The sequence below is a fragment of the Streptomyces sp. NPDC014907 genome, assembly GCF_055562975.1.
Genome location: NZ_JBVHEG010000005.1, coordinates 182,538 through 207,021, shown reverse-complemented (window position 1 = coordinate 207,021; position 24,484 = coordinate 182,538). Strand labels below are relative to the sequence as shown.

General features: G+C 74.2%; 24 protein-coding genes and 1 pseudogene. 18 read left to right on the top strand and 7 right to left on the bottom strand.

Annotation, left to right across the window (positions count from 1 at the left end):
* The first annotated feature begins 29 nt into the window (after positions 1-29).
* The 6 genes from ACZ3IL_RS16110 to ACZ3IL_RS16085 are packed head-to-tail and all read left to right on the top strand — an operon-like array spanning position 30 to position 6,464.
* Positions 30-1,367 carry an aminotransferase gene (locus tag ACZ3IL_RS16110; protein ID WP_467390770.1) on the top strand — a complete coding sequence of 446 codons (1,338 nt, stop codon included), beginning with the start codon at positions 30-32 and terminating at the stop codon, positions 1,365-1,367.
* A 17-nt stretch (positions 1,368-1,384) separates the two neighbouring features.
* Entirely contained in the window at positions 1,385-2,368 is a 984-nt protein-coding gene (locus ACZ3IL_RS16105; RefSeq protein ID WP_467390768.1) for a 3-oxoacyl-ACP synthase III family protein, read from the top strand.
* A gap of 22 nt (positions 2,369-2,390) precedes the next feature.
* Positions 2,391-3,581, top strand: a complete 1,191-nt coding sequence (locus ACZ3IL_RS16100; RefSeq protein WP_467390766.1) for an acyl-CoA dehydrogenase family protein — start codon at positions 2,391-2,393, stop codon at positions 3,579-3,581.
* A gap of 47 nt (positions 3,582-3,628) precedes the next feature.
* Positions 3,629-4,894: an MFS transporter gene (locus ACZ3IL_RS16095; RefSeq protein ID WP_467390764.1), complete on the top strand. Its 1,266-nt coding sequence runs from the start codon at positions 3,629-3,631 to the stop codon at positions 4,892-4,894.
* Complete coding sequence (locus ACZ3IL_RS16090) at positions 4,891-6,048, top strand: GNAT family N-acetyltransferase (protein WP_467390762.1); 1,158 nt, start codon at positions 4,891-4,893, stop codon at positions 6,046-6,048. The genes ACZ3IL_RS16095 and ACZ3IL_RS16090 overlap by 4 nt, the downstream gene beginning before the upstream one ends.
* The gene (locus ACZ3IL_RS16085) at positions 6,045-6,464 is read left to right on the top strand and encodes a thioesterase family protein (RefSeq protein ID WP_467390760.1); all 420 of its coding nucleotides are present in this window, start codon (positions 6,045-6,047) and stop codon (positions 6,462-6,464) included. The genes ACZ3IL_RS16090 and ACZ3IL_RS16085 overlap by 4 nt, the downstream gene beginning before the upstream one ends.
* A 67-nt stretch (positions 6,465-6,531) precedes the next feature.
* On the opposite strand, the gene ACZ3IL_RS16080 is transcribed toward ACZ3IL_RS16085, so the two are convergent.
* Positions 6,532-7,272, bottom strand: a complete 741-nt coding sequence (locus ACZ3IL_RS16080; RefSeq protein ID WP_467390758.1) for a 3-keto-5-aminohexanoate cleavage protein — start codon at positions 7,270-7,272, stop codon at positions 6,532-6,534.
* 329 nt (positions 7,273-7,601) lie between these two features.
* On the opposite strand from ACZ3IL_RS16080, the gene ACZ3IL_RS16075 reads away from it, so the two are divergent.
* From ACZ3IL_RS16075 to ACZ3IL_RS16065, 3 genes and pseudogenes are all read left to right on the top strand, one after another.
* Entirely contained in the window at positions 7,602-8,831 is a 1,230-nt protein-coding gene (locus tag ACZ3IL_RS16075) for an ATP-grasp domain-containing protein (RefSeq protein WP_467390756.1), read from the top strand.
* A gap of 128 nt (positions 8,832-8,959) precedes the next feature.
* Positions 8,960-9,283 carry an STAS domain-containing protein gene (locus ACZ3IL_RS16070; RefSeq protein ID WP_467390754.1) on the top strand — a complete coding sequence of 108 codons (324 nt, stop codon included), beginning with the start codon at positions 8,960-8,962 and terminating at the stop codon, positions 9,281-9,283.
* Between the two features lie 22 nt (positions 9,284-9,305).
* Positions 9,306-9,695 (top strand): annotated as a pseudogene (locus ACZ3IL_RS16065) (DUF6892 domain-containing protein); the annotation flags it as partial.
* On the opposite strand, the gene ACZ3IL_RS16060 reads toward ACZ3IL_RS16065, so the two are convergent.
* From ACZ3IL_RS16060 to ACZ3IL_RS16050, 3 genes are read right to left on the bottom strand one after another with little or no spacing between them, the layout of a single operon-like run.
* A complete protein-coding gene (locus tag ACZ3IL_RS16060) occupies positions 9,638-10,186 on the bottom strand; it encodes a flavoprotein (protein ID WP_467390752.1) in 549 nt (182 codons plus the stop codon). The pseudogene ACZ3IL_RS16065 and the gene ACZ3IL_RS16060 overlap by 58 nt on opposite strands.
* Positions 10,187-10,199: 13 nt before the next feature.
* The gene (locus ACZ3IL_RS16055) at positions 10,200-11,069 is read right to left on the bottom strand and encodes a cytochrome c oxidase assembly protein (RefSeq protein ID WP_467390750.1); all 870 of its coding nucleotides are present in this window, start codon (positions 11,067-11,069) and stop codon (positions 10,200-10,202) included.
* Positions 11,069-11,632: a DUF2243 domain-containing protein gene (locus ACZ3IL_RS16050; RefSeq protein WP_467390748.1), complete on the bottom strand. Its 564-nt coding sequence runs from the start codon at positions 11,630-11,632 to the stop codon at positions 11,069-11,071. The genes ACZ3IL_RS16055 and ACZ3IL_RS16050 overlap by 1 nt, the downstream gene beginning before the upstream one ends.
* A 235-nt stretch (positions 11,633-11,867) precedes the next feature.
* Between ACZ3IL_RS16050 and ACZ3IL_RS16045 the strand changes: the two genes are divergently transcribed.
* The 3 genes from ACZ3IL_RS16045 to ACZ3IL_RS16035 all read left to right on the top strand — a co-directional run bounded on the left by ACZ3IL_RS16045 (position 11,868) and on the right by ACZ3IL_RS16035 (position 13,208).
* The gene (locus ACZ3IL_RS16045; RefSeq protein ID WP_467390746.1) at positions 11,868-12,464 is read left to right on the top strand and encodes a lysozyme family protein; all 597 of its coding nucleotides are present in this window, start codon (positions 11,868-11,870) and stop codon (positions 12,462-12,464) included.
* A 95-nt stretch (positions 12,465-12,559) separates the two neighbouring features.
* Positions 12,560-12,850 carry a hypothetical protein gene (locus ACZ3IL_RS16040; protein ID WP_467390744.1) on the top strand — a complete coding sequence of 97 codons (291 nt, stop codon included), beginning with the start codon at positions 12,560-12,562 and terminating at the stop codon, positions 12,848-12,850.
* Positions 12,851-12,899: 49 nt separating this feature from the next.
* Positions 12,900-13,208 carry a hypothetical protein gene (locus ACZ3IL_RS16035; RefSeq protein WP_467390742.1) on the top strand — a complete coding sequence of 103 codons (309 nt, stop codon included), beginning with the start codon at positions 12,900-12,902 and terminating at the stop codon, positions 13,206-13,208.
* Between the two features lie 188 nt (positions 13,209-13,396).
* On the opposite strand, the gene ACZ3IL_RS16030 is transcribed toward ACZ3IL_RS16035, so the two are convergent.
* A complete protein-coding gene (locus ACZ3IL_RS16030) occupies positions 13,397-14,137 on the bottom strand; it encodes a GbsR/MarR family transcriptional regulator (RefSeq protein ID WP_467390740.1) in 741 nt (246 codons plus the stop codon).
* A gap of 224 nt (positions 14,138-14,361) precedes the next feature.
* Between ACZ3IL_RS16030 and ACZ3IL_RS16025 the strand changes: the two genes are divergently transcribed.
* Positions 14,362-15,024 (top strand): DUF4097 family beta strand repeat-containing protein, encoded by a 663-nt coding sequence (locus ACZ3IL_RS16025; RefSeq protein ID WP_467391336.1) that lies wholly within the window; start codon positions 14,362-14,364, stop codon positions 15,022-15,024.
* Between the two features lie 443 nt (positions 15,025-15,467).
* Here the strand turns inward: ACZ3IL_RS16025 and ACZ3IL_RS16020 are convergent, their stop codons facing one another.
* Positions 15,468-16,712, bottom strand: a complete 1,245-nt coding sequence (locus ACZ3IL_RS16020) for an ROK family protein (protein WP_467390738.1) — start codon at positions 16,710-16,712, stop codon at positions 15,468-15,470.
* The gene (gene xylB / locus ACZ3IL_RS16015; RefSeq protein ID WP_467390736.1) at positions 16,709-18,154 is read right to left on the bottom strand and encodes a xylulokinase; all 1,446 of its coding nucleotides are present in this window, start codon (positions 18,152-18,154) and stop codon (positions 16,709-16,711) included. The genes ACZ3IL_RS16020 and xylB overlap by 4 nt, the downstream gene beginning before the upstream one ends.
* 126 nt (positions 18,155-18,280) lie before the next feature.
* Here xylB and xylA point away from each other — a divergent pair, with 126 nt between their 5' ends.
* The 5 genes from xylA to ACZ3IL_RS15990 all read left to right on the top strand — a co-directional run bounded on the left by xylA (position 18,281) and on the right by ACZ3IL_RS15990 (position 24,426).
* Positions 18,281-19,447 (top strand): xylose isomerase, encoded by a 1,167-nt coding sequence (gene xylA, locus ACZ3IL_RS16010; RefSeq protein ID WP_467390734.1) that lies wholly within the window; start codon positions 18,281-18,283, stop codon positions 19,445-19,447.
* A 161-nt stretch (positions 19,448-19,608) separates the two neighbouring features.
* On the top strand, positions 19,609-20,868 hold the full coding sequence (locus ACZ3IL_RS16005) for an FAD-binding protein (protein WP_467390732.1): 1,260 nt from the start codon (positions 19,609-19,611) through the stop codon (positions 20,866-20,868).
* A gap of 350 nt (positions 20,869-21,218) precedes the next feature.
* Positions 21,219-22,553, top strand: coding sequence for an extracellular solute-binding protein (locus tag ACZ3IL_RS16000; RefSeq protein ID WP_467390730.1), 1,335 nt, complete (start codon positions 21,219-21,221; stop codon positions 22,551-22,553).
* A 95-nt stretch (positions 22,554-22,648) separates the two neighbouring features.
* The gene (locus tag ACZ3IL_RS15995) at positions 22,649-23,500 is read left to right on the top strand and encodes a carbohydrate ABC transporter permease (RefSeq protein WP_467390728.1); all 852 of its coding nucleotides are present in this window, start codon (positions 22,649-22,651) and stop codon (positions 23,498-23,500) included.
* Positions 23,497-24,426 carry a carbohydrate ABC transporter permease gene (locus tag ACZ3IL_RS15990; RefSeq protein WP_467390725.1) on the top strand — a complete coding sequence of 310 codons (930 nt, stop codon included), beginning with the start codon at positions 23,497-23,499 and terminating at the stop codon, positions 24,424-24,426. The genes ACZ3IL_RS15995 and ACZ3IL_RS15990 overlap by 4 nt, the downstream gene beginning before the upstream one ends.
* The last annotated feature ends 58 nt before the right edge of the window (positions 24,427-24,484 follow it).

Genomic DNA, 24,484 nt, shown 5'->3' with positions numbered 1-24,484 from the left:
CCCCCTCCCCGCACAAGGAAGCAGACCCCATGCCCGAAACGCCCACCTTCCTGCTCGAACCCCACAGCCCCCTCCACGCCGACACGCCCCCGCACGTGATCACCGAGGGCTCCGGCATCAGCGTCCGCGACGAAGCCGGCGACTGGTTCGTCGACGGCGTGGCCGGCCTGTGGAGCGTGACCCTCGGCTACAGCGAACCCCGCCTGGTGCGCGCCGCCACCGAGCAGATGAACAGGCTCCCCTTCTACGGATCGTTCAACCACCGGACCAACGACGTCGCCCTCGCCCTGGCCGCCGACATCGCCGAGATCGCCCCGATCCCCATGGGCCGGGTCTTCTTCGGCAACTCCGGCTCGGACGCCAACGACAGCGCCATCAAGTTCGCCCGCTACTACCACGGGGCCCAGGGACGGCCGGAGCGCCGCAAGGTGATCTCCCACAGCTGCGGCTACCACGGCACCACCCTGGCCGCCGGATCGGCCACCGGACTGCCGCACATCCACCACGGCTTCCAGTTCGCCACCGAGGACTTCCCCTCGGCGCACTGCCCCAGCCCGCTGCACCCCGCCTCGCGCGGAATGAGCGAGGCCGAACAGGTCGACTGGCTCGTCCAGGACTTCGAGAACCTGCTGTACGAGGTCGGGCCCGAGACCGTCGCCGCGTTCATCTCCGAACCGATCCTCGGCGCCGGCGGCCTCATCATCCCGCCCGCCGGATACTTCGCCCGCCTCCAGGAGGTCCTCGACCGCCACGGCATCCTCTTCATCGCGGACGAGGTCATCACCGGTTACGGCCGCACCGGATCGATGTTCGCCACCACCGAGTTCGGGCTCACCCCCGACATCATCACCACCGCCAAGGGACTGTCCTCGTCCTACCTGCCCATCTCGGCCACGCTGGTGAGCGAGAAGGTCAGCGCCGTCCTGGCCGAGGGCAGCCGGCGGATCGGCACCTTCGGCCACGGCTTCACCTACTCGGGGCACCCCGTGGCGGCGGCCGTCGCCCGCGAGACCCTCGCCATCCTGCGGGAACGCGACATCCCCGGCCACGTCCGCGACGTCGCCCCGCACCTGGAACGCGCGCTGGAGAAGTTCCGCGGCGCCGAACTCGTCCGCGACGTGCGCCACCACGGCCTGCTGGGCGGCGTCGAGTTCGACCCGTCCCAGGGGGGCCATGAGCCCGGCCGGATCGGACAGGCCGTCCTGCGCGCGGCCAAGGAGCGCGGACTGCTCCTGCGGGCCATGGGCGACACCGTCGTCTTCGCGCCCCCGCTGATCATCACGCCCGACCAGATCGACGACCTGATGGAACGCTTCACCGCGGCCCACCACGACGTGCTCGACTCGCTCGGCCGACGAACGGCCTGACCGCAAGGAGCAGCCCGATGGCCATCGGCATCCTCGCCACCGGCTCGTACCTGCCCGACCACGTCGTCACCAACGACGACCTCGCCCGGGTGGTCCCGACCTCCGACGCCTGGGTCACCTCCCGCACCGGCATCCGGCAGCGGCGCCGGGCCGACCCCGGACAGCACACCTCCGACCTGGGGCACCGCGCCGCCCTGGCCGCCCTCGACGACGGCGGCCTCGCCCCCGACCAGCTCGACGCGCTGGTGGTGGCCACCAGCTCGCCCGACCAGATCCAGCCCTCCACCGCCTGCAACGTCCACGCCAAACTGGGCCTGACCCAGGTCCCGGCCTTCGACGTCGGCGCCGTGTGCAGCGGCTTCGTCTACGCCACCGCCACCGCCGCCGGACTCATGGGCGCCTTCCCGCAGTACCGCCGCGTCATGGTGGTCGGCTGCGAGGCGTACAGCCGCATCCTGGACTACGAGGACCGCGGCACCTGCGTCTTCTTCGGCGACGGCGCCGGCGCCGCCGTCCTGGGCCACGTCCCCGACGGCTACGGCATCCTCGGCTGCGACCTGATGGCCGACAGCACCCGGCTCGACGTGGTCGGCATCCCGGCCGGGGGGACCCGCGAACCCACGAGCCGCCGGACCGTCGAGGAACGGCGCCACTACTTCCACATGGACGGACGCCGGGTGTGGGACTTCGCCACCCAGGCCGTACCCCGCGTGGTCAAGGGCGCCCTCGCCGCCGCCGGCCTCGACGTCGGCGACGTGGACGCCCTCATCACCCACCAGGCCAACGCCCGGCTCATCGAAGAATGCGCCACCCGGGCCGGCGTCCCGCTCGACCGCATCCCGATGACCGTCGACCGCTACGGCAACACCGCGGCCGCCTCGGTCCCCATCACCCTCGACGAAGCACGCGCCACGGGCACGCCGCGCCGCGGCGACGTCGTGGTGCTCGCGGCGGTCGGCGGCGGCATGACCGCCGGCGCCCTCGTCCTGCGCTGGTACTGACCCACACCCTGGAGACCCTCACATGACCGCTCCCACCACGGCCCCCGCCGGCCCGACCACCTCCCCGGACCACGCCGCCCCGGCGCGGACGCCCTCCGGAGCGTCCGTCTTCACCGACTTCGCCCGCACCCACATCGCGCCCCGGGCCGACACGGCCTACGAGGCCGAGGTCCTCGACCGCCTGTCCTGGCAGCGCCTCGCCGACCTGGGCCTGTGGCGCGTCGGCGTCCCCGAGCACCTCGGCGGCACCGGGGGAACCTGGCGCGACCTCGCCGAGCGCATCGCCGACATCGCCCGGGGCGGCGACGACCTGGGCTTCACCCTGTCGCTCATCGCCCACGCCGGCCTCCTGCGGGCGCTGGTGGAACACGGCAACGCCCACCACCACCGGACCGTGCTGCCCCCGCTCATGAAGGGGGCGGTCGGAGCCACCGCCCTGACCGAACCGCACGGCGGATCGGACGTCGCCCGCACCCGGACCGTCGGCGAACGGACCCCCGACGGCTGGCGCCTCACCGGCACGAAGGACCACATCACCAACGCCCCCGTCGCCGACCGGGCCCTCGTCCTCGGCCGCGTCCCCGACCTGGGCCGCCGGGACATCACCCTCTTCCTGGTCAACCTGCACAGCCCCGGCGTCCGCCGCGGCCCGGCCGAACAACTCCTCGGCCTGCGGACCAGCCCGACCGGCGCCCTCCACCTGCGCGACGTCCTGCTGCACCCGGACGCCGTCCTGGGCGAACCGGGCGACGGCCTGCGCACCCTGTACGACGTCATCAGCTTCGACCGCGCCCTGTACGGACTCGTCATCGCGGCGTTCCTGGAGCCCCAGCTCGACAGGACCGTCGACTTCGCCCGCCGCCGCGAGGCGTTCGGCGTGCCCATCCTCGACCACCAGTACGTCCAGGGCCGCGTCACCGACATCCGCGTCACCGTCGAGGTCGCCCGCGCCACCGCCCTGGCCGGCATCGACGCGCTCGTCGCCGGGGACCCCGAGGCGTCCCTGCGCTGCTCCGTCGCCAAACTCGTGGGCTCCGAGGGCCTGGTCGAGGCCGCCCAGGACCTCATGCGGCTGCACGGCCACGCCGGATACATGCGCGGCCCCCTGTCGCGCATCGTCCAGGACGCGCTGGGCACCCTGATCGCCGGGGGCACCAGCGAGATGCAGCGCAAGAACATCCTGAACCAGATGCTGGCCCACCGCACGGACTGAACCGATCCGCGCGGACGACCCGCGCACGCACCCGGAACGAGGAGCCGATGACCGCGACATCAACCGACCCCGCCGTCCCCTCGCGGACGTCCCTGGGGCGCCCCTTCCTCTGGCTGTGGAACGCGTGCGCGGGATCGAACCTGGCCGACGGCATCTACCAGGTCGCCCTGCCGGCCACCGCCGTCCACCTGGGCGGCGGTTCCGGCGGCGTCGCCCTGGTGGCCGCCATGTCCCGCCTCCCGTGGCTGCTCTTCGCCCTGTTCTCCGGCCTGCTCGTCGACCGGTACGACGAACGACGCCTGATGCGCCTCGTCAACACCGCGCGCGTCCTCGTCCTCGGCACCGTCGCCCTGCTGCTGGCCCTGGGGGAGGGGAGCATCCCCCTGCTCGCCGCCGCCGCGTTCCTCCTCGGCATCGGCGAGACCGTCTTCGACACCGCGTTCCACACCACCACCCCCGGACTGGTCGACTCCTCCCAGCTCGAACGCGCCAACGCGCGCCTCCAGGCCGCCGAGATCACCACCAACCAGATGGCCGGCCCGCCGGTCGGCGGCCTGCTCCTCGGCCTGACCGCCGCCCTCGCCTTCGGCGCCACCGCCGTCCTCTACCTCGCCACCGTGCTGGCCCTCCTCGCCCTCCCGGCCCCGGACGACCGGACCGCGCGGGCCGCGGCGTCCGGCCGCACCGGCGTCCTGCGCGACATCCGCGCCGGGCTCGCCTTCCTCGTCGGCCACCGCACCCTCCTCGTCTACGCCCTGGGCGTGGGCGTGCTGAACCTGGCCTGGGCCGCGGTCTACGCGGCCCTGCCCGTCCTCGCCCTCCGGCCCGGCCCCCTCGGCCTGAGCCCCTCCGCCTACGGAACCCTGCTGATGATCGCCGGCGTCAGCGGGCTCGCCGTCGGACTGCTGTCCGGCACGGCCACCGCCCGGCTGGGCGCGCGCCCGTGCACGGCGCTGGGACTGGCCGGCATGGCCGTGGGCTTCCTCCTGCCGGGACTGCTGCTCACGACGGCCTCGCTGGGCGCCGGACTGGGCTGCACCGGCCTGCTCGTCCTGATCAACGTGGTGACCGTCTCGTACCGCCAGCGCACCGTCCCGCAGGAGATGCTCGGCCGGGTCACCTCGGCCTACCGCCTGATCGCCTTCGGCTGCCTGCCCCTGGGATCGGCCCTCGCCGGTGTCGTCGGCAGCCACTTCGGCTCCCGCCCGGTGCTCCTCGTGGCCGGCTGCCTCGTGCTCGCGGCGGCGGTCCCGATGATCGCCGCTACCCCCCGCAGGACTCCGGCCCCCACTGAAGTCACGGAGACAGAGTGAACGTCACGACCCGACCCCCCGTCCGCTCCGGCGGGACGCACGTCGACGCGGTCCTCACCCCCCGGACGCTCGACCACCCCCTGGTGCGCCACTGCCCCCATCTGTACTGCGGCCCGCGCTGGCTCCGCGTCGAGGAACAGGCCCACCCCGGCGCCTCCTTCCACACCTGGGCGCGCACCGGGGACGCGACCGCCTTCGCGCCCGCGTACGGCTTCGACCGCACCAGCAACCCCTGGCCCTTCGCCCGCCCCGACCTCTTCCTGGCCGGCGCGACGGGGACCGGCGAGGGCCACGAGGCCCTGCTGCCCGCCTTCACCATCGGCGGACGCCGTCCCGGACGCAGCAAGTTCTGCACCGGCGGTTCCGTCCGGCAGCGCGCCGCGGTCCTGACCCGGCTCCTGGAGGCCGCCGCCGAACAGGCCGCCGCCCGCGGCGCCGCCTGCCTGGCCGCCCTGTACTGCTCGCCCGGGGACGCCGACCTCGTCGCCGCCTTCCGCGCCCACCGGGGCGTCAGGTTCCCCTCCCACGGCGCCAACATCCTCGGCCTGCCCGGCGACGGGTGGCCGGACTGGCTGGCCTCGCTGCCCCGCAAGCAGCGCGCCAAGGAGAAGGCCGACCTGCGCCGGCTCGACGCGTCCGGCGTCGACTTCACCGTCTCCCCGCTGCGGGAGTCCGACATCGACCGCATCGTCCCCCTGGAACTGGGCCTCTACGACAAGTACGGCCACGCGTACGCCCGGGAGGAGGCCGTGGCCCTCCACCGCGCCTACCTCGACCACCTGGGGGACGACGCCCTGCTCGTACGGGCCCGCCGCGACGGCGCCGACATCGGGTTCGTCTCCCTCGTCCGCCACGGGCCCCGGCTCCACGTCCGCCAGGCGGGCTTCGACCCGCGAGCCGGCGACGGCGGCGCCGTCTACTTCGGCGCCGCCCTGCACGAACCCATCCGGTGGGCCTACGCCCACGGCGTCCGCCACATCGACCTGTCCGTCGGCTCGGACGCCGTCAAACGGCGCCGCGGCGCGCGGACGCACCCGCGCGACGCCTGGTTCGTCCCGCTCACCGACACCGCCCGCCGGCACCTGCGCCACCTCGCGGAACGCGCCGGCGAGAACCCCGACCCCACCCCTGCGACAGCGAAGGCGACGACATGACCCCCTCCACGACGCACACCACGGCCGACCCGTCCTCCCTGGTGGGCACGAGCGCCCGCGTCACGCACACCGTCACCGACGAGGACTCCGCCACCCACTGGGGCAACGACCTGCCGGTGCTCGCCACCCCGGTCCTGCTGTGGCTGAGCGAGATCGCCGCCATGAAGGTCGTCGAACCGGCCCTCGGCGAGGGCGACATGACCGTGGGCCTCGCGCACGACTCGGGCCACCTCGCGCCCACGCCCGTCGGGGACGAGGTCACCGTCTCGGCCACCCTGATCCGCGTCGACGGCCGCGAACTCGTCTTCGACGTCGAGGCCCGGGACTCCGAGGCCGTCGTCCTGCGCGGGCGCCACACCCGGGCCCTCGTCGACCGGAAGCGGTTCGTCGCCCGGATCGACCGGCGCCGCGGCTGACCTCCGCACGACGTGGCCGGGCCGGCCGGTGTCCAGGACACCGGCCGGCCCGGCCACGTGCGTCCCCTCAGCGCGCGGAACGGGCCCCGCTGCGCCGCAGGACGCCCAGAGCGGCCTCCACGAGCGGCGCGTTGCCCCCGGCCGGCGAACCGTCCGGAAGGAACAGCGTGTCCTCCAGGCCGACGCGGGTGTCCAGACCCAGCTCGGCGGCGGTCTCCAGGACGGGCCACGCCGCCGCGTCGTCACCGTGCAGGAGGATCGGCGCCGAGGTCGCCGCCGACAGGCGCCGGACCATCTCCCGGGCCGTCTCCGCCGCCCGGCCGGCGGGCGTGCCGGTGACCTCGGCCAGCACGCGCAGGACCCGGCCGGCGAACGGGGACGCGAGGAAGGCGCGCGGCCCGTCGGTACCGGAGAAGAGCCCGGCCTCGATGCCGACACCGCGTTCCGCCAGCGCCCGCGCGACCAGACCGGCCCCGTCCTCGTGCCAGTTGACCGACGCGTGGTCGGGCAGGGTCGTCCAGGACTCGACGAGCCGGGCCCGGCGGGAGGCGTCGCCCTCGATCCACGCCCCCGTGGTCACCCCGACGGGAACCCGGGGCCCGACGGCCTCGCGGACGGCCTGGAGCACGTCGTGGACCACCACCGGGTCCAGCGTGTCCCGCCCCCGCCCGTCCCGGGGGTGCAGATGGACGTCCTCGGCCCCCGCGTCGACCGCCCGACGCGCCTCGGCCGCCAACTCCCCGGCGGTGAAACCCACTCCGGGGCCTTCGTCGGGCCGGCGCGTTCCGTTGAGACAGACTTGCAGCATGCGTGGCACTCTGGCACGCCCCGGCCCGGCGGCGGCGAAGCACACGCCGGGAACGCCACGGACCGGGACGCGACGGCGGCCCCCCCCGCTTCCACTTCCGGCACGGCCACTTGAGGAAGCGTCCCGGCGCGCATGACGCGCGCGCCACCGGTCATCCGACCGGGCGCCGACAGTGGCAGCTTCAGAGAGGAACGCCATGCAGCGCGTGACGACGCACCAGGACCGGCCGCCCGTGGGAGCGCCCCGCCCGGCCGCACCCACCGCACGGGCCGGGACGGAAGGACCCGGAACCGCGCGGACCCGGAACCGCCGCCCGGACGGGAGCTGACATGCTGACGGACATCGTCGTACAGAACGTCGCCTCCTTCCGCATCGACCCCGCCGTCCTGTCCCGCCCCCACCGCCGCACCGTCCTGGTCACCAGCCCGGCGCAGCACCGCAAGCTCCTCGAGCGCAACCGCGCGGACGCCTTCGACCGCGTGATCGTCCACGAGGACTTCGGCCCCGGGGGCATCGCGCGGTGCGTGACGGCGGTGCGCGACGCCCTGCCCCCGGACGACCGCGACGGCGTACGCCTGCTCTGCCACGACGAGTACGCGCTCGGCGCCGTGGCCGAGGCGCGCCTCCTGGCCGGAGTCCCGGGCGACCGCCCGGAGCAGGTGGCCCCGTTCGTCGACAAACTGGTGATGAAGGCCGCCCTGGCGGACTCGGGCGTACGGCTGCCGAAGCACCGGGAGTGGTCCGCCGCCGACTACCACCGCGACCCCGAAGGGTACGCCGCCGGGCTGGGCGACGACATCGGCTGGCCGGTGTTCGTGAAGCCGCTCGACGAGTCCGGCAGCGTCGGCACCGCCGTCCTCCACGACGCCCCCGCCCTGCACGCCTGGGCCCGGGAGGCGGGCGAACGGCGCTTCGAGATGGACGAGTACCTCGACGGGGACCTCTTCCACGTGGACACCACCGTCCAGGACGGGAAGATCCTCCACGCCAAGGCCAACCGGTACCTCCACCCCTGCTACGACTACCTGAAGGGCCGTCTCTGCGCCTCCTGGACCCTCCCCGACGAGCTGCCGGAGACCGGGGCCCTCAAGGAGTTCAACCGGCGGGTCCTCGACGCGTTCCCCGACAAGCCGCGCGACGGCGTCTTCCACCACGAGGTCTTCCGCCGGGGGGACGGCGAACTCGTCTTCCTGGAGATCGCCTCCCGCGCCCCGGCGGCGCTCGTGCCCTCCACCCACCGCATCGCCTGGGGCGTGGACATCGAGGAGTCCCACTTCCGGCTGCAGCGCGGGGAACGCCCCCTCGCCCCGGAGGCCACGGGGCTGCACGCGGCCTGGGCGTACTTCCCCCATCGCTCCGGCACCGTCGTGGACCTCCGCACCGCCGGGCTGCGCAGCGACCACCACTGGCGGTGGAACGTGGAGACGGGCCAGACCACGGAGGCCCCCCGCGACATCAGGGACTTCAGCGCCGCCGTACTGCTGTGGAACCCCGACCACGACGTCCTCCTGGAGGACCTGCGCACCCTCGACGCCCACCGGGCGGTGTTCACCGCCTGACCCGCCGGGGAGCCCCGGCGCCGTCCCCGGCCCCGCCCGTCCGGGCCCGGGGACGGGGCGACGACGACGCCGGGAAGCCCGCGTGATCGAATGCGGGGACGAACCCGACGACGAAGGTGGCTGGTTCCATGCAGGTGCTGACCGATCCGGCCGAGGGCCCGGTGCGGGTGATCCACTGCGCCGGGGAACTCGACTTCGACACCGCCGCCGACCTGCGGCGGGCGGGGGAGGCGGTCGCGGCCGCTCCCGGCGTCGAGCGCCTGGTCGTGGACGTGAGCGGGGTGACCTTCGCCGACTCCTCCGGCCTGAACTGCCTGCTCCTCCTGCGCCGGCGGGTACCGGTCGTCCTCGCCGGTCCCCTGTCCGGCCAGGTCTCCCGGCTGTTGCGGATCACGGGGGCGGACGCGTCCTTCACCCTCGCGGCGGACCTCGACGAGGCCCGCGCCGGGTGAGCCGGAGAAGGCACCGGCCCCGGCCGGTCTCGCCGCCGCCGTCACCTCCCTCCACCAGGACGGCGGCGACGAGGTCTCCATGGCGATCTGCCCGCGGTGGAGCGGCGAGGACGACACCTTCGACATCACCGACTTCCGCGACGTCGCGCTCTTCCCGAACCTCACCGGGATGACGCTGTTCGCCGCGACCGACGAACAGCTCTCCGGGCTCCGCGACCGGGGCGTCGAGGCGGACCTGCTCCGACCGCACGGACCCGCGCCGCCGCCGGCGCGGCCGGCGGGCGGGTGCCGCCGGGGGCGGGCCGGGAGCATCCGGGGGCGGGCCGGGAGCATCCGGCCCGCCCCCTCCGTTCGTCAGGGCACGGGGTGGAGGACGTCGGCGACGGCGTCGAGCGCCGCCCGCCACGGATAGGCCCCGGGATCGCCCGCGCCCGGCGGGTGGGGGACGAACCCTCCCTCGCCGTGCAGGACCCGCACCCCGGCACCGCGAAGGGTCTCGACCGACCGCTCGAACTGCGGGTGCGCGACGTGCGCGGAGTTCACGCACGGCATCACCGCCATGGGCACGCCCTTCCCGATGCCCTCGGCGACCACTCCGACGAGCCACGTGTCCGTGATGCCCAGGGCCCACCGGTTGACCGTGTTGAACGTGGCCGGTGCCACGAGTATCGCGTCCGGCTCCGGCCACACGTCCGGCTCGCCGGGAAGCCGGTGGTCCCAGCGCACGGGGTGCCCGGTGAGCGCGGCCAGGCCGTCGAGGGAACCGGTGAGCCAGTGGGCGGCCCTCGGCGTCAGCCCCAGGCACACGTCCCAGCCGTCGGCCTGTGCCTCCTCGATGACCCGGGCGACGTCGAAGACGGGCTGGGCAGCGCTGCTGAACAGGTACAAGGTCCGAATGTTCATGGCTCCCATCCGATCACACGCGTGTTCCGCCGGAGGGCACCCCGTCCGGCCGCCGGGCGGACGTCACCGGCGGGGCGGCGGCACGACGGCCCGCCGCGCGCCGGCGGTCGGGGCGCCAGGTCGTGACCAGGGCCGCGGCCAGGAGGAGTTCGGCGATGTCGCCCCCGTAGTACATGATCTCCGCGCCGCCCCGGACCTGGTCGGCGGGCGCGTGGACGTGGGTGCCGAAACCGCCGTACAGGAGCTGGGAGACCACCGCGTGCGTCGCGATCGCGACACCGAGCCAGACCAGGCGTACGCGCACGCCCGGCCGGGAGGGGGAGGGGTCCGGTCCGGCGACGACATGGGCGAACAGGCAGCCGGACAGCAGGAAGTGGGCGTGCAGCAGCCAGTGCGCCGCCGGGTTCCCCGAGGCCACGTCGTAGAGGGGGGTGAAGTAGAGCGGGACCAGGCTGCCCGTGGACAGGGCGAACGCGACCGCGGGACGGGTGACCGCCCTGACGGGCGCACCGTGCAGCACGGCGCTCAGCCGCCGTGCCCGCGCCGGAGGCAGCGTGCGCAGCAGGAGGGTGACGGGGGCGGCGAGGACGAGCGCGAGCGGCGCGTACATGCCGATGAGCATGTGCTGGAGCATGTGCCCCCGGAAGTCCCCGTGCGCGAAGGGGGCCACGGGCGGCAGCAGCGCGACGCCGAGCAGGGCGGCGCCCGTCAGGAAGCTCGCCGTCCGCCACGGGCTCCAGCCCAGGACCGGATTGCGGTGCCGTGCCCGGCGGGCCAGCAGCACGTAGGCGACGGCGGCGGTCAGCAGGACGAGGGCGGGCGGCAGCGCCCCCGGGACGCCCCCGCCCCCGGCGTGCCCGTGCCCGGACAGGTCGTGGTCCATCAGGCGCGCCGGCCCTCGTGCGGGGCGGAGGGGGCGCCGGGACCGAGGGCCCGGCCGCCGCGCTGCCACAGCCAACCGCCGGCGACCAGCAGGACGCCCAGGGCGAGGAAGGCGAGGTCCCACCAGAGCTGACCGTCCCCGGCGCGGACGTGGTGGATGCCGAGGAGGTGGTGGTCGAGCACGCCCTCGACGAGGTTGAACAGCCCCCAGCCGACGAGCACCCAGCCCCAGAGCACCCGGGAGGCCCACACCCGCCGCCGGCCGTGGGTGACGCGCGCGTACAGGACGGCGAGCCCCAGGAGCACCGCGAGCCAGCACACCGTGTGGAAGACGCCGTCCCAGACGGTGTTCATCTCCAGGCCGGACACGGTGCGGGGGTCGTAGTACTTCACGCCGACGCGGTCCTGATCGGTGCTGCTGAGCATGTGGTGCCACCGCAGCAGCTGGTGGAGCAGGATGCCGTCGGCGAACCCGCCCACCCCCACTCCGAGCAGGACGCCCGGCAGCCGGATGTCCTCCGGCCGTGCGACGTCGGCCGGGGCCTCGCCCACCGTAGTGGCCATCGCCGGTCTCCACTTCTGCACCTGGTGCGTCGGGAACGTTTCGCGGAACCCTTTCCCCGCATCGCGGGACCCATCCGGTCCCGGTGTCCTCCGTCCGGCCCCGCCGCCGGGGGACCGGACCTCCGGGGGCGTGACGGCCGGACCGGATTGAGACCGGTCCGCACGGGCACGCGCTCCCCAGGACGAGAACGGCCCGCTCGCGCGGGCGGTGAGCAGCAGGGAGAAACGGGTGAGGATGGCCGACCGACCGACGGCGTCGAAGCGACAGTCCCGGCAGGCGGAGGGCGGTGACGTGCGGACGCCGCCGCTGCGTCCCGGCGACTACGATCCGGCCGACTACGCCCCGTCCGTGGTGCACAGTGCCGAGGAGGCCGGGGTCTCGCCCCTGCTCGTGATGACCGTGCTCCACAACGAGGCGTACAAACCGCACCACCCGCTGCTGGAGCGGTTGTGGCAGTGGTGGAAGCCCGGCGCCTCCTTCGGCCTGGCCAACATGCACCGCTCGGCGTTCGAACAGGTCCGGCGGGAGCACGGGCTGTCGGAACGGTGGCAGGACCTCCGTGACGACCCGGCCTTCGCCATCCACGCGGCCGCCCTGCACCTGAAGGACCTCGACCGGAACCTTCCGGAGCGGCACGTGCGCCGCTACACCCGCGACGAACTGCTCGCCCTCGGCTACAACACGGGCGAGCACAACATGCGGGCCTTCGCCCGGGGCGTCCCGCCCGGCCCCATGGCGCGGTCGTACCTGCGCCGTTTCCGCGCCTACCGGAACAGGGCCGCCGAGGTCCTGGCGGACCACCGGGGACGGCGTGACGCGGTGACCGGGTGAGCGCCGCGGAGGCGGTCGCGGCCGCCGGGGGACCGGGTGCGGAAACACCCGGCGGAACCCCGGTGGATCGCGCCGATCGGGGTACACGGGTCCGCATGGCACCGAAGACCGACAACCTCATGTCCGTGCGGGCGGCCCGGCAGCTGCGCCGGGTCCGCGCCTTCTACGCCGCGGGTGTCCTGCTGTGGGCGGCCGCCGCGGCCTGGACGGGATGGACGCATCCCGGAACCCGGCAGATGTGGATCTCCGCGCTCCTGCTGGCCGTCTTCGCCGGTCTGCTCGGCACGGTCTCCCTGTGGCTGCGCCGCCTCCGGACCGCCTCCGGGGGCCCCGCTCATCACGCCGCGCCGCGCCGGGTGAGCGCTCCCCGCCACGCGAACGCCTGATCCCCGGGCCGGAGAGGCGCCCGGTCTCCGTCCCACGGAAGGATTCACCATGACCACCTTCGTCATCACCGTTCCGGGGACGTTCGTCTCCGGGATCACCGACTCCGAGCGGTCGGCCCTGGAACGGAAACTGGCACCCCGGCACACCGACGTGAGCGAGAGCGAGGGCCTGGACCTCCTCACCCTGAACGAGGACGGCACCTTCTCGGTGCGCCTCGAAGTCGAGGCGGCGGACCGGTACGAGGCCGAACTGGACGCCACGCGGCTCGTCTCGGACGCGCTGCGGGCGGCGGGGATCGCGGAGTCCGGTGCCCCGCTCGGCCCGCCGGCCGTCACCGGCATCGACAACGACCTCTGAGGCGTCCACCGCCGCCCGCCGCTTCCCGGGCGAACGGGCGGCGGGGGACCGCGGGACGTGGATACGCGGGCGCGGTCCGGCGAGCGGCCCGGTGGCACACCGCCACCGGGCCGCTCGCCGTTCCCCGGCGGAACGTGCCGTCCCCCGGAGGAGCCGGTGTCTCCCGGCGGCCCGCCCACGTGCCGGCGTCACGGTCCGGCGGTGTCGTCCGGGACGGTTCCGGGGGTCGCGTAGAGGATCTCGCGGGCCTGTTCCGTGGCGCGGGCGAGGCTCTCGGCGACGAAGTCGAGGAAGCGGGCGACGTTCTCCAGGCGGACGGCGGCCGGAGTGCCGGGGCCGAGGACGTCCACGCCCTCCCGTGCCACCTCGACCTGCTGGACGAGGGACCGGACGCTGTCGATCGTCGACTGGTACCAGAGGTCGGCGTCGACGACGTATCGCTCGCGGCGGCCTTCGTCGCGCTCCCTGCGGACGAGCGACTGGCTCTCCAGGAAGGCGATCGACTTGGAGACGGTCGCCGGGCTGACCTGGAGGCGCCGGGCGAGTTCGGCCGCCGTCATGCTGCCGGTGTCGGACAGGAGGAGGGCGACCATCACCCGGGCCATCATCCTGGGCAGGCCCGACTGCGTCATGACGGTGGTGAACGACTCCTCGTACGCGCGGACGGCTTCGGCGTCCCGTCCGTAGGGCTGGGGGTCCGGCTCCGTCCTCCGGGAGGGGGCGGGCCCGCGCCGTCGTGCCCGCTGCTCCGTGGCGCGATGGGCCAGGTCCGCCCGGTACCCGGCGGGGCCGCCGTTGCGCATGACCTCGCGCGTGACCGTCGAGGTCGGACGGTCGAGGCTCCTGGCGATCTCCGCGTAGGCGAGGCCGTCGGCCAGCCCCAGCGCGATCCGCTGGCGGTCCTTCTGGGTGAGCCTGCCTCCCGGCACCACGGCCTCCTTCGTGTTCTTCCCGAGCCGCCACCCTAGCGTTCGCGGTCAGTCCATTGCAATGCTTCCACAAGCTGACGTTGCATTACATGGGAGACCGTTGCAATGATTTCGCGGCTTTGAGCTGCTACTACTTGGTTCTGCCGCGATCAGTCCATTGCCGTACCCGCGAACGCAACGTAGCTTTTCCGGTGTCAGAAACCGCGAACGGCCAGGAGAACACCATGCAGAAGTTCGACACCCCCGCCCCGATCGCCGCCGTCCTCGGCATCCCCGCGGGACGCGTCCAGATCATCGCCGCCGACCGGACCGACACCGTGGTCGAGGTCCTGCCCGCGAACGCCTCCAAGGACCGCGACGTCAGGGCCGCCGAGCAGACCTCGGTCGAGTACGCCGACGGCGTCCTGCGGATCGAGGTGCCGGAGAAGAGCCGGTCCCTCGGTTCCTCCGGCTCCGTCGAGGTCACCGTCCGGCTGCCCGCCGGCTCCCGGATCGAGGGGAAGGCGGCCGCCACCGCGTTCCGGGGCGTCGGACGCCTCGGCGACGTCGCCTTCGACGGCGCGTACCAGCAGATCAAGATCGACGAGGCCGCGAGCGTCCGCCTCACCGCCCAGGACGGCGACATCGAGGTCGGCCGCCTGGACGGCTCCGCGCGGATCACCACCCGGCGGGGCGACATCCGGATCGCCGAAGCCGTAGGCGGCACGGTCACGCTCCGCACCGAGAAGGGCGACATCTCGGTCGGCGCGGCCCGCGGGGTCTCCGCCTCCCTGGACGCCGGCACCGGCCACGGCCGCGTCGGCAACGACCTGAGGAACGACGGCACCACCACCCTGGACATCCACGCGACCACCACCTACGGCGACGTCACCGCCCGCAGCCTCTGACCCGCGGCTTCCGGAGGAGCACCCCACGGGCGCGCCCGCGCGGGCGGTGCGGGCCCGGGGGAGACCCCCGCACCTCGTCCCGCCCGGGGCGGCGTCCACCGGCACCACGCCGGAACGCCGCCCCGTCGGCGTTCCGGCCCGTCCGCGCGGCCGGCGCAGGGTGCGGACCCCGTCGCTTCCGGACGGGGGCGGCGAGACCGCCCGGCCGTCGCCGCTTCCGTCGCCCCGTTCCGCCGGAGCCGGGCGGGAACGGCCTGCCGGACCGGGTCGCACGGGTCCCGGTCCCTTCCGTCGCGGGCCCCGGTCCCTTCACCACGGGGACGGAACGCCAGCCGTGGGAACGGGACGCTCGCCGTGGGGTCGGCACCCCCGCCGCCGGAACAGGCCCCGCCGGGCCGTCTTCGGGGCCGTGACGGACTTCGCGCGGGGACCCGGCGGGTGCCTCAGACGTGTCCGGTCGCCCGCGCCGGGTCGTCCAGGAGGGCCCGTACCACCGAGTGCGTCGCTCCCAGCAGGGGGCCCCGCGAGCCCAGCCGGGACACCGACACCGGGCAGGCCCGCCCGGCCGTCCGCCCCTCCAGCTCCTCCCGCAGGGACGGCAGCAGCCAGGGGGCGAGGCCGGCCAGCGCGCCGCCCAGGACGACGGCCTCGGGATCGAGCAGGTTGACCGCCCCGGTCAGCGCGATGCCCAGCGCCTCGCCGGCCTCCTCCAGGGCCCGCCGCACCGCCGGGTCGCCGGCGGCGGCCCGTTCGGCGAGCAGGCCCGCGCGCCGGGCGTCCGGTTCCAGGCCGGCCGCCCGCAGCATCGCCTTCTCGCCGGCGTACTGCTCCAGGCAGCCGCGGCCTCCGCAGCCGCAGGCCGGACCGTCCGGGCGCACCGGCACGTGCCCCAGCTCGCCCGCGAAACCGCGCGCACCGCGCAGCAGGTGCCCGTCCACGACCACCGCCGCGCCGATGCCGATCTCGGCGGAGACGTGCAGGAAGTTCCGGGGCGTGTCCGTGCCCAGCCACAGCTCGGCCAGACCGCCGAAGTTGGCCTCGTTGTCCACGACCGGGAGGAGGTCCCCGGGCAGCAGGGGACCGAGGTCGGCGTCGTGCCAGCCCAGGTTCGGGGCGTGGACGACGGTGCGCCCGTCCGGTGCCACCGGGCCGGGCACCGCCACGGCGAGCCCCGCCGGCCGCAGTCCCTCGCCCCCGGCCCGGGCGGCGACCTCCCGGACGAGTTCGGTCAGCTCCCCGGCGACCGCCCCGGGGGAGCGGCCCCGGTTGGGGGCGTGCCGCTCGACCCGGGCGCGCACCTCGCCCCGCAGGTCCATCACGCAGACCGCCAGGTGGTCGACGCCGATCTCGGCGCCGACCCCGGCGGGACCCCGGTCGCTGACGGCGAGGGCGGACCCGGGCCGGCCCCGTCCGGCCCGGCCCGGCCGCTCGGGCCCCAGCTCCCGCAGCAGCCCGGTGCCCATGAGTTCGTCGACGAGGGTCGACACCGCCGCCCGGGTCAGCCCGATGCGGGAGGCGACCGCGGCGCGGGAGAGCGGGCCCTCGGCGCTGACCGTGTGCATCACCCGCGCCAGGTTGCGCCGGCGCATGCCCTGCTGGGTGTCGGGCAGCGCGCGGCCGGGGGGCGCGGGACGGGCCTCGTGCAACAGTGCGCTCCTCCCGGAGGTTCGGTCCCCGGCCGGTGTCATCCGGCCGGCGCGCCCCGCTCCAGCAGGGGCGCCGCGTCGGAGAGTACCCCGGAGATCCGGCCCAGCGTCTCCTCGTCCCGGGCCACGGCGTCGAGCACGGGGCCGCGCGCGGTGCCCCAGCGCCGGGCGACCCCGGCCGGGTCCTCCCCGGTGAGCAGACCCGCCGCCTGCGCCGCGGCGCCGAGCGCCACCAACTCCTCGGCGCGCGGGATCTGGACCGGGCGTCCCGACAGCCGCCGTACCGTCCGCTGCCAGGCGGCGCCGCGGGCGCCGCCGCCGATCAGCAGCAGCGGCGCCGAGGGGTCCGCGTCCTCGTCCAGGACCCGTTCGAGCGCGGTGAGCAGGGCGTGGACGGCGCCGTCGTAGGCGGCCTGCAGCAGCTGCCCGGCGGTGGTGTCGTGGCGCAGGCCGAGCAGGAGGCCGGAGGCGCCCGGCAGGTTCGGGGTGCGCTCGCCGTCCAGGTAGGGCAGCAGGGTCACGTCCCCGGCGGGTTCGACGGCCTCGCGGTCCAGGCCCAGGAGCGCGGCGACCCGGTCGACGGCCAGGGTGCAGTTGAGCGTGCAGGCCAGCGGCAGCCAGTCGCCCCGCGCGTCGGCGAAGCCGGCCACGGTCCCGGTCGGGTCGGCGGGACGGCGGGAGGAGACCGCGTAGACCGTGCCCGAGGTGCCCAGGCTCATCACCGGGGTGCCGGGGCGCAGTCCGAGGCCCAGTGCGGCGGCCGCGTTGTCGCCGGTGCCCGGCGCGACCAGGACCCCCTCGGCGAGCGGCAGATCGGGGTGGTCGCGCACGGTGCCGACCACCTCGCCGGGCCGCACCACGCGCGGCAGCAGCGCCGGGTCCAGGCCCACGCGTCCGAGGATCTCCTCGTCGTAGGCCTCCGTCGCCGAGGCCCACCAGCCGGTGCCGGACGCGTCGCCGCGGTCGGTGGTGCCCCGGCCGGTCAGCCGTTCGGTCAGGTAGTCGTGGGGCAGGCGCACCGCCGCGGTCGCGCGCGCCGCGTCCGGCTCGTGCTCGGCGAGCCAGGCCCACTTCGTCACCGTGAAGGAGGCCGTGGGCACGCTGCCGGTGCGTCCGGCCCAGAACTCCGCGCCCCCCGGTCCTCCGGTCAGCCGGCGGGCCTGGGGCGCGGACCGCAGGTCGTTCCACAGCAGCGCGGGGCGCACCGGTTCGCCGTGCGCGTCCAGGGTGACCAGGCCGTGCTGCTGTCCGCCGACCGACAGCGCGGCGGCCCTGCGCGCGTCCGCGCCGCACTGCCGCAGCGCCTCGCACAGCGCCCGCCACCACTCCCGGGGGTCGCTCTCCCGTCCCGCTCCCGAGGAGACCGTGTGCGGTGCCCGGCCACCGGCGACGACCCTGCCGGTGGGCACGTCGACGACCAGCGCCTTGGTGGACTGCGTGGACGTGTCCACGCCGATGACGAACGGACCCTCGGTCACTGACATCACGATCTCCCTCTCGGCGGGGCCGGGAACACCGCATCCCCTGGGCTCTTCCCACCCGTGCGTCGGCATACTAATTTGTAAAGTGCCATGACGAAATAGTCGCGCGCATGAACAAGGAGCTGTGGCATGAACTACCGGCCCACCCCCGAGGACAGGTTCACGTTCGGTCTGTGGACCGTCGGCTGGCAGGGCGGGGACCCCTTCGGGAGCGCCACCCGCGCCGCCCTGGACCCGGTCGAGACGGTGCGGCGCCTGGCCGACCTGGGCGCCTCCGGCGTGACGTTCCACGACGACGACCTGATCCCCTTCGGCTCCTCCGACAGCGAGCGCGAGGCACACGTCAAGCGCTTCCGCGAGGCCCTGGACGCCACCGGCCTGACCGTGCCGATGGCCACCACCAACCTCTTCACCCACCCGGTCTTCAAGGACGGCGCCTTCACCGCCAACGACCGGGACGTGCGCCGCTTCGCCCTGCGCAAGACCCTCCGCAACATCGACCTCGCCGCCGAGCTCGGCGCCGGGGTCTACGTCGCCTGGGGCGGCCGGGAGGGCGCCGAGTCCGGCGCGGCCAAGGACGTGCGGGTGGCGCTGGACCGCATGAAGGAGGCCTTCGACCTGCTCGGCGAGTACGTCACCGAACAGGGCTACGACCTCCGCTTCGCGATCGAGCCCAAGCCCAACGAGCCGCGCGGCGACATCCTGCTGCCCACGATCGGCCACGCCCTGGCCTTCATCGAGCGGCTGGAACGCCCCGAACTCGTGGGCGTGAACCCCGAGGTCGGCCACGAGCAGATGGCCGGCCTCAACTTCTCGCACGGCATCGCCCAGGCCCTGTGGGCCGGCAAGCTCTTCCACATCGACCTCAACGGCCAGTCCGGCATCAAGTACGACCAGGACCTGCGCTTCGGCGCCGGCGACCTGCGCGCCGCCTTCTGGCTCGTCGACCTCCTGGAGAGCGCCGGCTACACGGGCCCCCGCCACTTCGACTTCAAGCCCCCGCGCACCGAGGGCTTCGACGGGGTCTGGGCCTCCGCCGAGGGCTGCATGCGCAACTACCTGATCCTCAAGGAGCGGGCGGCGGCCTTCCGCGCCGACCCGCTGGTCCAGGAGGCCCTGCGCGCCTCCCGCCTGGACGAACTGGCCCTGCCCACGGCCGGGGACGGCCTGCGGAGCCTCCTCGCCGACCGCACGGCCTACGAGGACTTCGACGTGGACGCCGCCGCCGCCCGCTCCATGGCCTTCGAACGCCTCGACCAGCTGGCCATGGAGCACCTGCTGGGAGTGAGCGGCTGACCGGGCGCGACGGCGGCCCGCCCCCGCACCACCCGCCGGCGCCCCCGGGCGCCGGCGGCCGCCCACGGCCCGCCGCCACAGGCCGGGCCCCCTCGTCACGGCGGCCGGGCCGGTCCGCCCCGGCCGCCGCGACGGGACCCTCCGGAACGACGAGGACGGACATGAGACACCCCCTCACCAACTGGGCCGGGAACATCACCTTCGGCGCGCGCCGCCTCGAAGCCCCCGCCTCGGTCGCGGAACTCCAGGAACTGGTGGCCGGGTCCCGGGCCGTACGCGCCCTGGGCACCGGCCACTCGTTCAACGCGATCGCCGACACCTCCGGGACCCTGGTCTCGACGGCGCGCCTTCCCCGCGTCCTCGACATCGACCCGGGGGCCGGCACCGTCACCGTGAGCGCGGGGACCCGCTTCGGCGAGATCACCGGCCCCCTCCACGAGGCCGGGTTCGCCCTGCACAACCTCGGCTCCCTGCCGCACCTCTCGATCGCCGGCGCCTGCGCGACCGGCACGCACGGATCGGGGGACGGCAACGGCACCCTCTCCTCGGCCGTCCGGGCGGTCGAGTACGTCTCGGCCACCGGCGAACGGGCGAGGACCGAACGGGGCGAGGAGCGCTTCGGCGGGTCCGTCGTCGCCCTCGGCGCCCTCGGCGTCGTCACCGCCCTGACGCTGGACCTGGTGCCCGCCTTCGACCTGCGGCAACGGGTCTACGAGGGGCTGCCCCCGGCCGCCCTCCGGCACGACTTCGAGGAGGTGATGTCCGCCGCCTACAGCGTCAGCCTCTTCACCCGCTGGCGGGGCGGCCCGATCGACCAGGTCTGGCTCAAGCGGCGCGTGGAGGACAACGGGCCGGCGACCTGGCCCGGCCGGTGGCTCGGCGCCGTACGGGCCGACGGGCCGCGCCACCCCGTTCCCGGGATGCCCGCCGGCTCCTGCACCCCGCAGGACGGCCTGCCGGGCCCGTCCCACCTCCTGCTGCCGCACTTCCGGCTGGAACACACCCCGAGCAGCGGCGACGAACTGCAGTCGGAGTACTTCGTCGCCCGCGAGGACGCCGTCGCCGCGTTCGACGCGCTGCACGCCGTGCGCGAGGACTTCGCCCCCCACCTGAGGATCGGGGAGATCCGCAGCGTGGCCGGGGACGACCTCTGGCTCAGCCCCGCCCACCGGCGCGCCTCGGTGGCCTTCCACTTCACCTGGCTCCCCGAGCCCGGACCCGTGACGAGGGCGCTCGGAGCGATCGAGCGCGCCCTGGCCCCCTTCGCCGCCCGGCCGCACTGGGGCAAGCTCTTCACCACGGAGCCCGGCACCCTGCGCGGCCTCTACCCCCACTACGACCGTTTCGCGGAGCTGATGGCGGCCGACGACCCCGAGGGCGTCTTCCGCAACGACTTCCTCGCCCGCCACTTCCCCTCCTGAACCGCCACTTCTCCTCCTGAACCGCACCGCGCCACCCGGCCGGGGCGACACCGGACCCCGGTGCCGCCCCGGCCGGCCCCGTCCCCCCACCCCGCTCCGGAGACGGCGGAACCTCCCCCTCCCGGCGGTGTCCCGCGCTCCCGGACCGGCGCGCCGAACGCCGCCGCCGGTTCGCGAAAGGTTTTCGTAACCGAGGGGTTTCCCCTTCTTGTCCCGGCCGCGAGAGCCGTGCCAGTGTCCCGGTTCACCAGGCACGCCGTTCGGGCCGGGCGCATCCGAAAGTCTTTCGTGGCGCCGGTCTCCCGCCTGGTTCATGGAGAGAGCATGCCGAAAGAGAAAAGAGGCAGAGCATGCACGGGTCCCCGGAACACGGTGACGCGGGAAACCGCACCTTCCCGGCATCGCGACGACGCGCGATCGCTTCCCTGGTCGCGGTCGCGGCGGCACTGAGCCTCACCGCGTGCGGATCGTCGGGGCCGTCCGCGTCCTCGCCGGGCAAGGGGCTGACGATGTGGGCGCTGAACGACCAGACGACCCTCAAGGAGTCCGTCGACGCCTACAACAAGGACCACCCGGACGAGAAGATCACCCTGCGGCTGTTCGCCAACGACGACTACAAGCAGAAGCTGCGGGTGGCGTTCGGCGCGGACCAGGCGCCGGACCTCTTCTTCAACTGGGGCGGCGGCGCCCTGAACGACTACGTCGAGGCCGGGAAGGTCGAACCCCTCGACGACAGCCAGGTCGACCTGCTGCGGTTCATGCCCAGCGTCCTGCGGACCGCCACGTTCGGCGCCGAGGTCTACGGAGTCCCCGCCAACGGCCTCGCCCCGGTCGTCCTCTACTACCACAAGAAGGTCCTGAAGGACGCGGGCCTCGAACCGCCGAAGACCTACGCCGAACTGCTGACGGCCGTGAAGAAGCTCAAGGGCGCGGGGATCACCCCGATCTCCCTGGCGGCGAACTCCAAGTGGCCGACGCTGATGCACCTGGAGTACCTGCTCGACCGCGAGGGCGGCCCCAAGGTGTTCCGGAAGATATCCTCCGGGGACTCGGCGGCCTGGAAGGACCCGGCGGTCACCAGGGCCAACACCCGTCTGCAGGAACTCGTGGAGGCCGGCGCCTTCGGCGACAACGCCTCCTCCGTCGGTTACGACCAGGGAGCCTCCACGGCCCTGCTCTACACCGGCAAGGCCGGCATGGAGCTGATGGGCACCTGGGAATACGCCAACATGGTCAAGGCGGCACCGGACTTCGTGAAGAAGGACCTGGGCTACATCGCCTTCCCGGCGCTCCCCGGCGGCGCGGGCAACCCGCAGGACATCGTCGGCAACCCCTCGAACTTCCTGTCGCTGAACGCGCGGAGCAAGAACAAGACGGCGGCGCTGACCTACCTCAAGAAGTACGTCATGAACGACGCCCAGATCGACTCCTACCTCGCCGCCGGCAGCGTGCCGCCGGTCAACAAGCTGGAGACGAAGCTGGCGGCGGTGAAGTCCGCCGAGGACAAGAAGTGGCTGACCTTCGTGTACGAACTGGTGCAGGGCGCGCAGAGCTTCCAGCTCTCCTGGGACCAGGACCTGCCGTCCGGCCAGGCCGACCCGCTGCTGACCAACGTGGACAAGTCGTTCCTGCGGCAGATCGAGCCCGAGCGGTTCGGCGTGAACATGAGCGAGGCGGCGAAGTAATGGCCGCCGTCGCTCGTACGCCGCGCCCGGCCGCTCCCCCCGGAGCGCGCCCGGCCACGGCGCGTGGTGGCCGCAGGGGGCCCGGAGGCCTGCTCATGGCCGCCCCCGCCCTGCTGCTGTTCACCCTGTTCGGCCTGGTCCCCCTCGGCGGCGTGGTGGTGCTCGGTCTCACCCGCTGGGACGGCCTGGGGGCCATCGGCTGGGCCGGCACCGACAACTGGAGCGCCGTCCTGACGGACGGCGCCACCTGGCAGGCACTGTGGCTCACCCTCGAGGTGATGCTGATCAGCTGGCTGGTCCAGACCCCGCTGGCCCTCGCCCTCGGACTCTTCCAGGCGCCCCGGGGCCGTACGCGCGCCTTCCTGGCCGTCCTGTGGTTCCTCCCGCTCCTGCTGTCCGCCGTCGCCATCGGCCTGACCTGGCAGGCCCTGCTCGACCCGTCCTTCGGCATCGGCGCGACCCCCGGACTGCGCTGGCTGGCCCGGCCCCTGCTCGGCTCGCCCGACCTGGCCCTCTACACGGTGATCTTCGTGATCGCCTGGCAGTTCGTGCCCTTCCACGCGCTGCTGTACCAGGCGGGCGTCCGGCAGATCCCCGTCTCCCTGTACGAGGCCGCCGCCATCGACGGCGCGGGAACGGTCACGCGCCTGCTGCGGATCACGCTTCCGCAGCTGAAGTACACGTTCGTCACCTCGAGCACGCTCATGCTGGTGGGCTCGCTGACCTACTTCGACCTGATCTTCGTCCTGTCGGGGGGAACGGGCGGCCCGGGCACCGCGACCCGGGTACTGCCGCTGGCCATGTACATCACCGGTTTCCAGTCGCACGACATGGGCCGGGCCAGCGCGATCGCCACCCTTCTGGTGGTGTTCGGCCTCGGCCTGTCGCTGCTCACCACCCGCCTCTCCGGCTTCACCCGGATGGACAGCCAGCAGGAGGGCATGTGAGCACCACCACGACCGGGGCACGCACCACGACCGGGGCGCACACCGCGTCCGGGTCCCGGCACGCCGCCCGCCCCCGGAAGCCGGACGCACCCCGCCGCCGGCGGAGGACCGCCGCGCCGCGCCGCGCCCTCAGCGGCGTGGCCGCGCTGGTGTGGACCGCGCTCGTCGTCGTCCCCGTGTACTGGGTGGTCGTCACCAGCCTGCGCGACCGCGGGGACTTCACCACCGCCAGTCCGCTGTCCCTGCCGGACGACCCGACCCTGAGCAACTACGGGACCGTCCTGGACAGCGGCTTCACGACCTATCTGCTCAACAGCGCCGTCGTCACCGCCGGAGCCGTCGCGATCACCGTGGCCGCCGCCCTGACGGCCTCCTTCTCGATCGTCCGGTACGCCGACGCGTGGTCCCGCCTGTCCTTCCGGATGTACCTGCTGGGCCTGGCCATCCCCCTGCAGGCGGTGATCATCCCGGTCTACCTCCTGATCATCCGCATGGAGATGTACGACAGCCTGCTCGCGATCGTGCTGCCCTCGGCGGCGTTCGCGCTGCCGGTCACGGTGATGATCCTGGTCAGCTTCCTGCGGGACATCCCCCGGTCGCTGTTCGAGGCGATGATCGTGGACGGCGCCGGCGACTGGCGCATGCTGTTCTCGCTCGTCGCGCCGATGGCCCGCCCCGCCCTGATGACGGTCGCCGTCTACGACGGCCTCCAGGTCTGGAACGGCTTCCTCTTCCCCCTGATCCTCACCCAGAGCGAGGACAAGGCCGTACTGCCCCTCGCCCTGACCCTCTACCGGGGCCAGTTCGGCATCGACGTCCCCGCCACCATGGCCGCGGTGGTCCTCTCCACCCTTCCCGTGCTGGTGGTGTTCGTCCTCGCCAGGCGGCAGCTGGTCGCCGGGCTGACCGCCGGGTTCTCCAAGTGACGCACCGCGCCGAAGCCGGGGCCGGGCCACCGCGCCCGGCCCGCCCCGGCGCGCCCAC

Excerpts from the sequence above, each read along its gene's own strand:
- ACZ3IL_RS16110 (WP_467390770.1), top strand. The coding sequence starts at position 30 with ATGCCCGAAACGCCCACCTTCCTGCTCGAACCCCACAGCCCCCTCCAC.
- ACZ3IL_RS16105 (WP_467390768.1), top strand. The coding sequence starts at position 1,385 with ATGGCCATCGGCATCCTCGCCACCGGCTCGTACCTGCCCGACCACGTC.
- ACZ3IL_RS16100 (WP_467390766.1), top strand. The coding sequence starts at position 2,391 with ATGACCGCTCCCACCACGGCCCCCGCCGGCCCGACCACCTCCCCGGAC.
- ACZ3IL_RS16095 (WP_467390764.1), top strand. The coding sequence starts at position 3,629 with ATGACCGCGACATCAACCGACCCCGCCGTCCCCTCGCGGACGTCCCTG.
- ACZ3IL_RS16085 (WP_467390760.1), top strand. The coding sequence starts at position 6,045 with ATGACCCCCTCCACGACGCACACCACGGCCGACCCGTCCTCCCTGGTG.
- ACZ3IL_RS16080 (WP_467390758.1), bottom strand. The coding sequence starts at position 7,272 with ATGCTGCAAGTCTGTCTCAACGGAACGCGCCGGCCCGACGAAGGCCCC.
- ACZ3IL_RS16075 (WP_467390756.1), top strand. The coding sequence starts at position 7,602 with ATGCTGACGGACATCGTCGTACAGAACGTCGCCTCCTTCCGCATCGAC.
- ACZ3IL_RS16070 (WP_467390754.1), top strand. The coding sequence starts at position 8,960 with ATGCAGGTGCTGACCGATCCGGCCGAGGGCCCGGTGCGGGTGATCCAC.
- ACZ3IL_RS16060 (WP_467390752.1), bottom strand. The coding sequence starts at position 10,186 with ATGAACATTCGGACCTTGTACCTGTTCAGCAGCGCTGCCCAGCCCGTC.
- ACZ3IL_RS16055 (WP_467390750.1), bottom strand. The coding sequence starts at position 11,069 with ATGGACCACGACCTGTCCGGGCACGGGCACGCCGGGGGCGGGGGCGTC.
- ACZ3IL_RS16050 (WP_467390748.1), bottom strand. The coding sequence starts at position 11,632 with ATGGCCACTACGGTGGGCGAGGCCCCGGCCGACGTCGCACGGCCGGAG.
- ACZ3IL_RS16045 (WP_467390746.1), top strand. The coding sequence starts at position 11,868 with ATGGCCGACCGACCGACGGCGTCGAAGCGACAGTCCCGGCAGGCGGAG.
- ACZ3IL_RS16040 (WP_467390744.1), top strand. The coding sequence starts at position 12,560 with ATGGCACCGAAGACCGACAACCTCATGTCCGTGCGGGCGGCCCGGCAG.
- ACZ3IL_RS16035 (WP_467390742.1), top strand. The coding sequence starts at position 12,900 with ATGACCACCTTCGTCATCACCGTTCCGGGGACGTTCGTCTCCGGGATC.
- ACZ3IL_RS16025 (WP_467391336.1), top strand. The coding sequence starts at position 14,362 with ATGCAGAAGTTCGACACCCCCGCCCCGATCGCCGCCGTCCTCGGCATC.
- ACZ3IL_RS16020 (WP_467390738.1), bottom strand. The coding sequence starts at position 16,712 with ATGACACCGGCCGGGGACCGAACCTCCGGGAGGAGCGCACTGTTGCAC.
- xylB (WP_467390736.1), bottom strand. The coding sequence starts at position 18,154 with ATGTCAGTGACCGAGGGTCCGTTCGTCATCGGCGTGGACACGTCCACG.
- xylA (WP_467390734.1), top strand. The coding sequence starts at position 18,281 with ATGAACTACCGGCCCACCCCCGAGGACAGGTTCACGTTCGGTCTGTGG.
- ACZ3IL_RS16005 (WP_467390732.1), top strand. The coding sequence starts at position 19,609 with ATGAGACACCCCCTCACCAACTGGGCCGGGAACATCACCTTCGGCGCG.
- ACZ3IL_RS16000 (WP_467390730.1), top strand. The coding sequence starts at position 21,219 with ATGCACGGGTCCCCGGAACACGGTGACGCGGGAAACCGCACCTTCCCG.
- ACZ3IL_RS15995 (WP_467390728.1), top strand. The coding sequence starts at position 22,649 with ATGGCCGCCCCCGCCCTGCTGCTGTTCACCCTGTTCGGCCTGGTCCCC.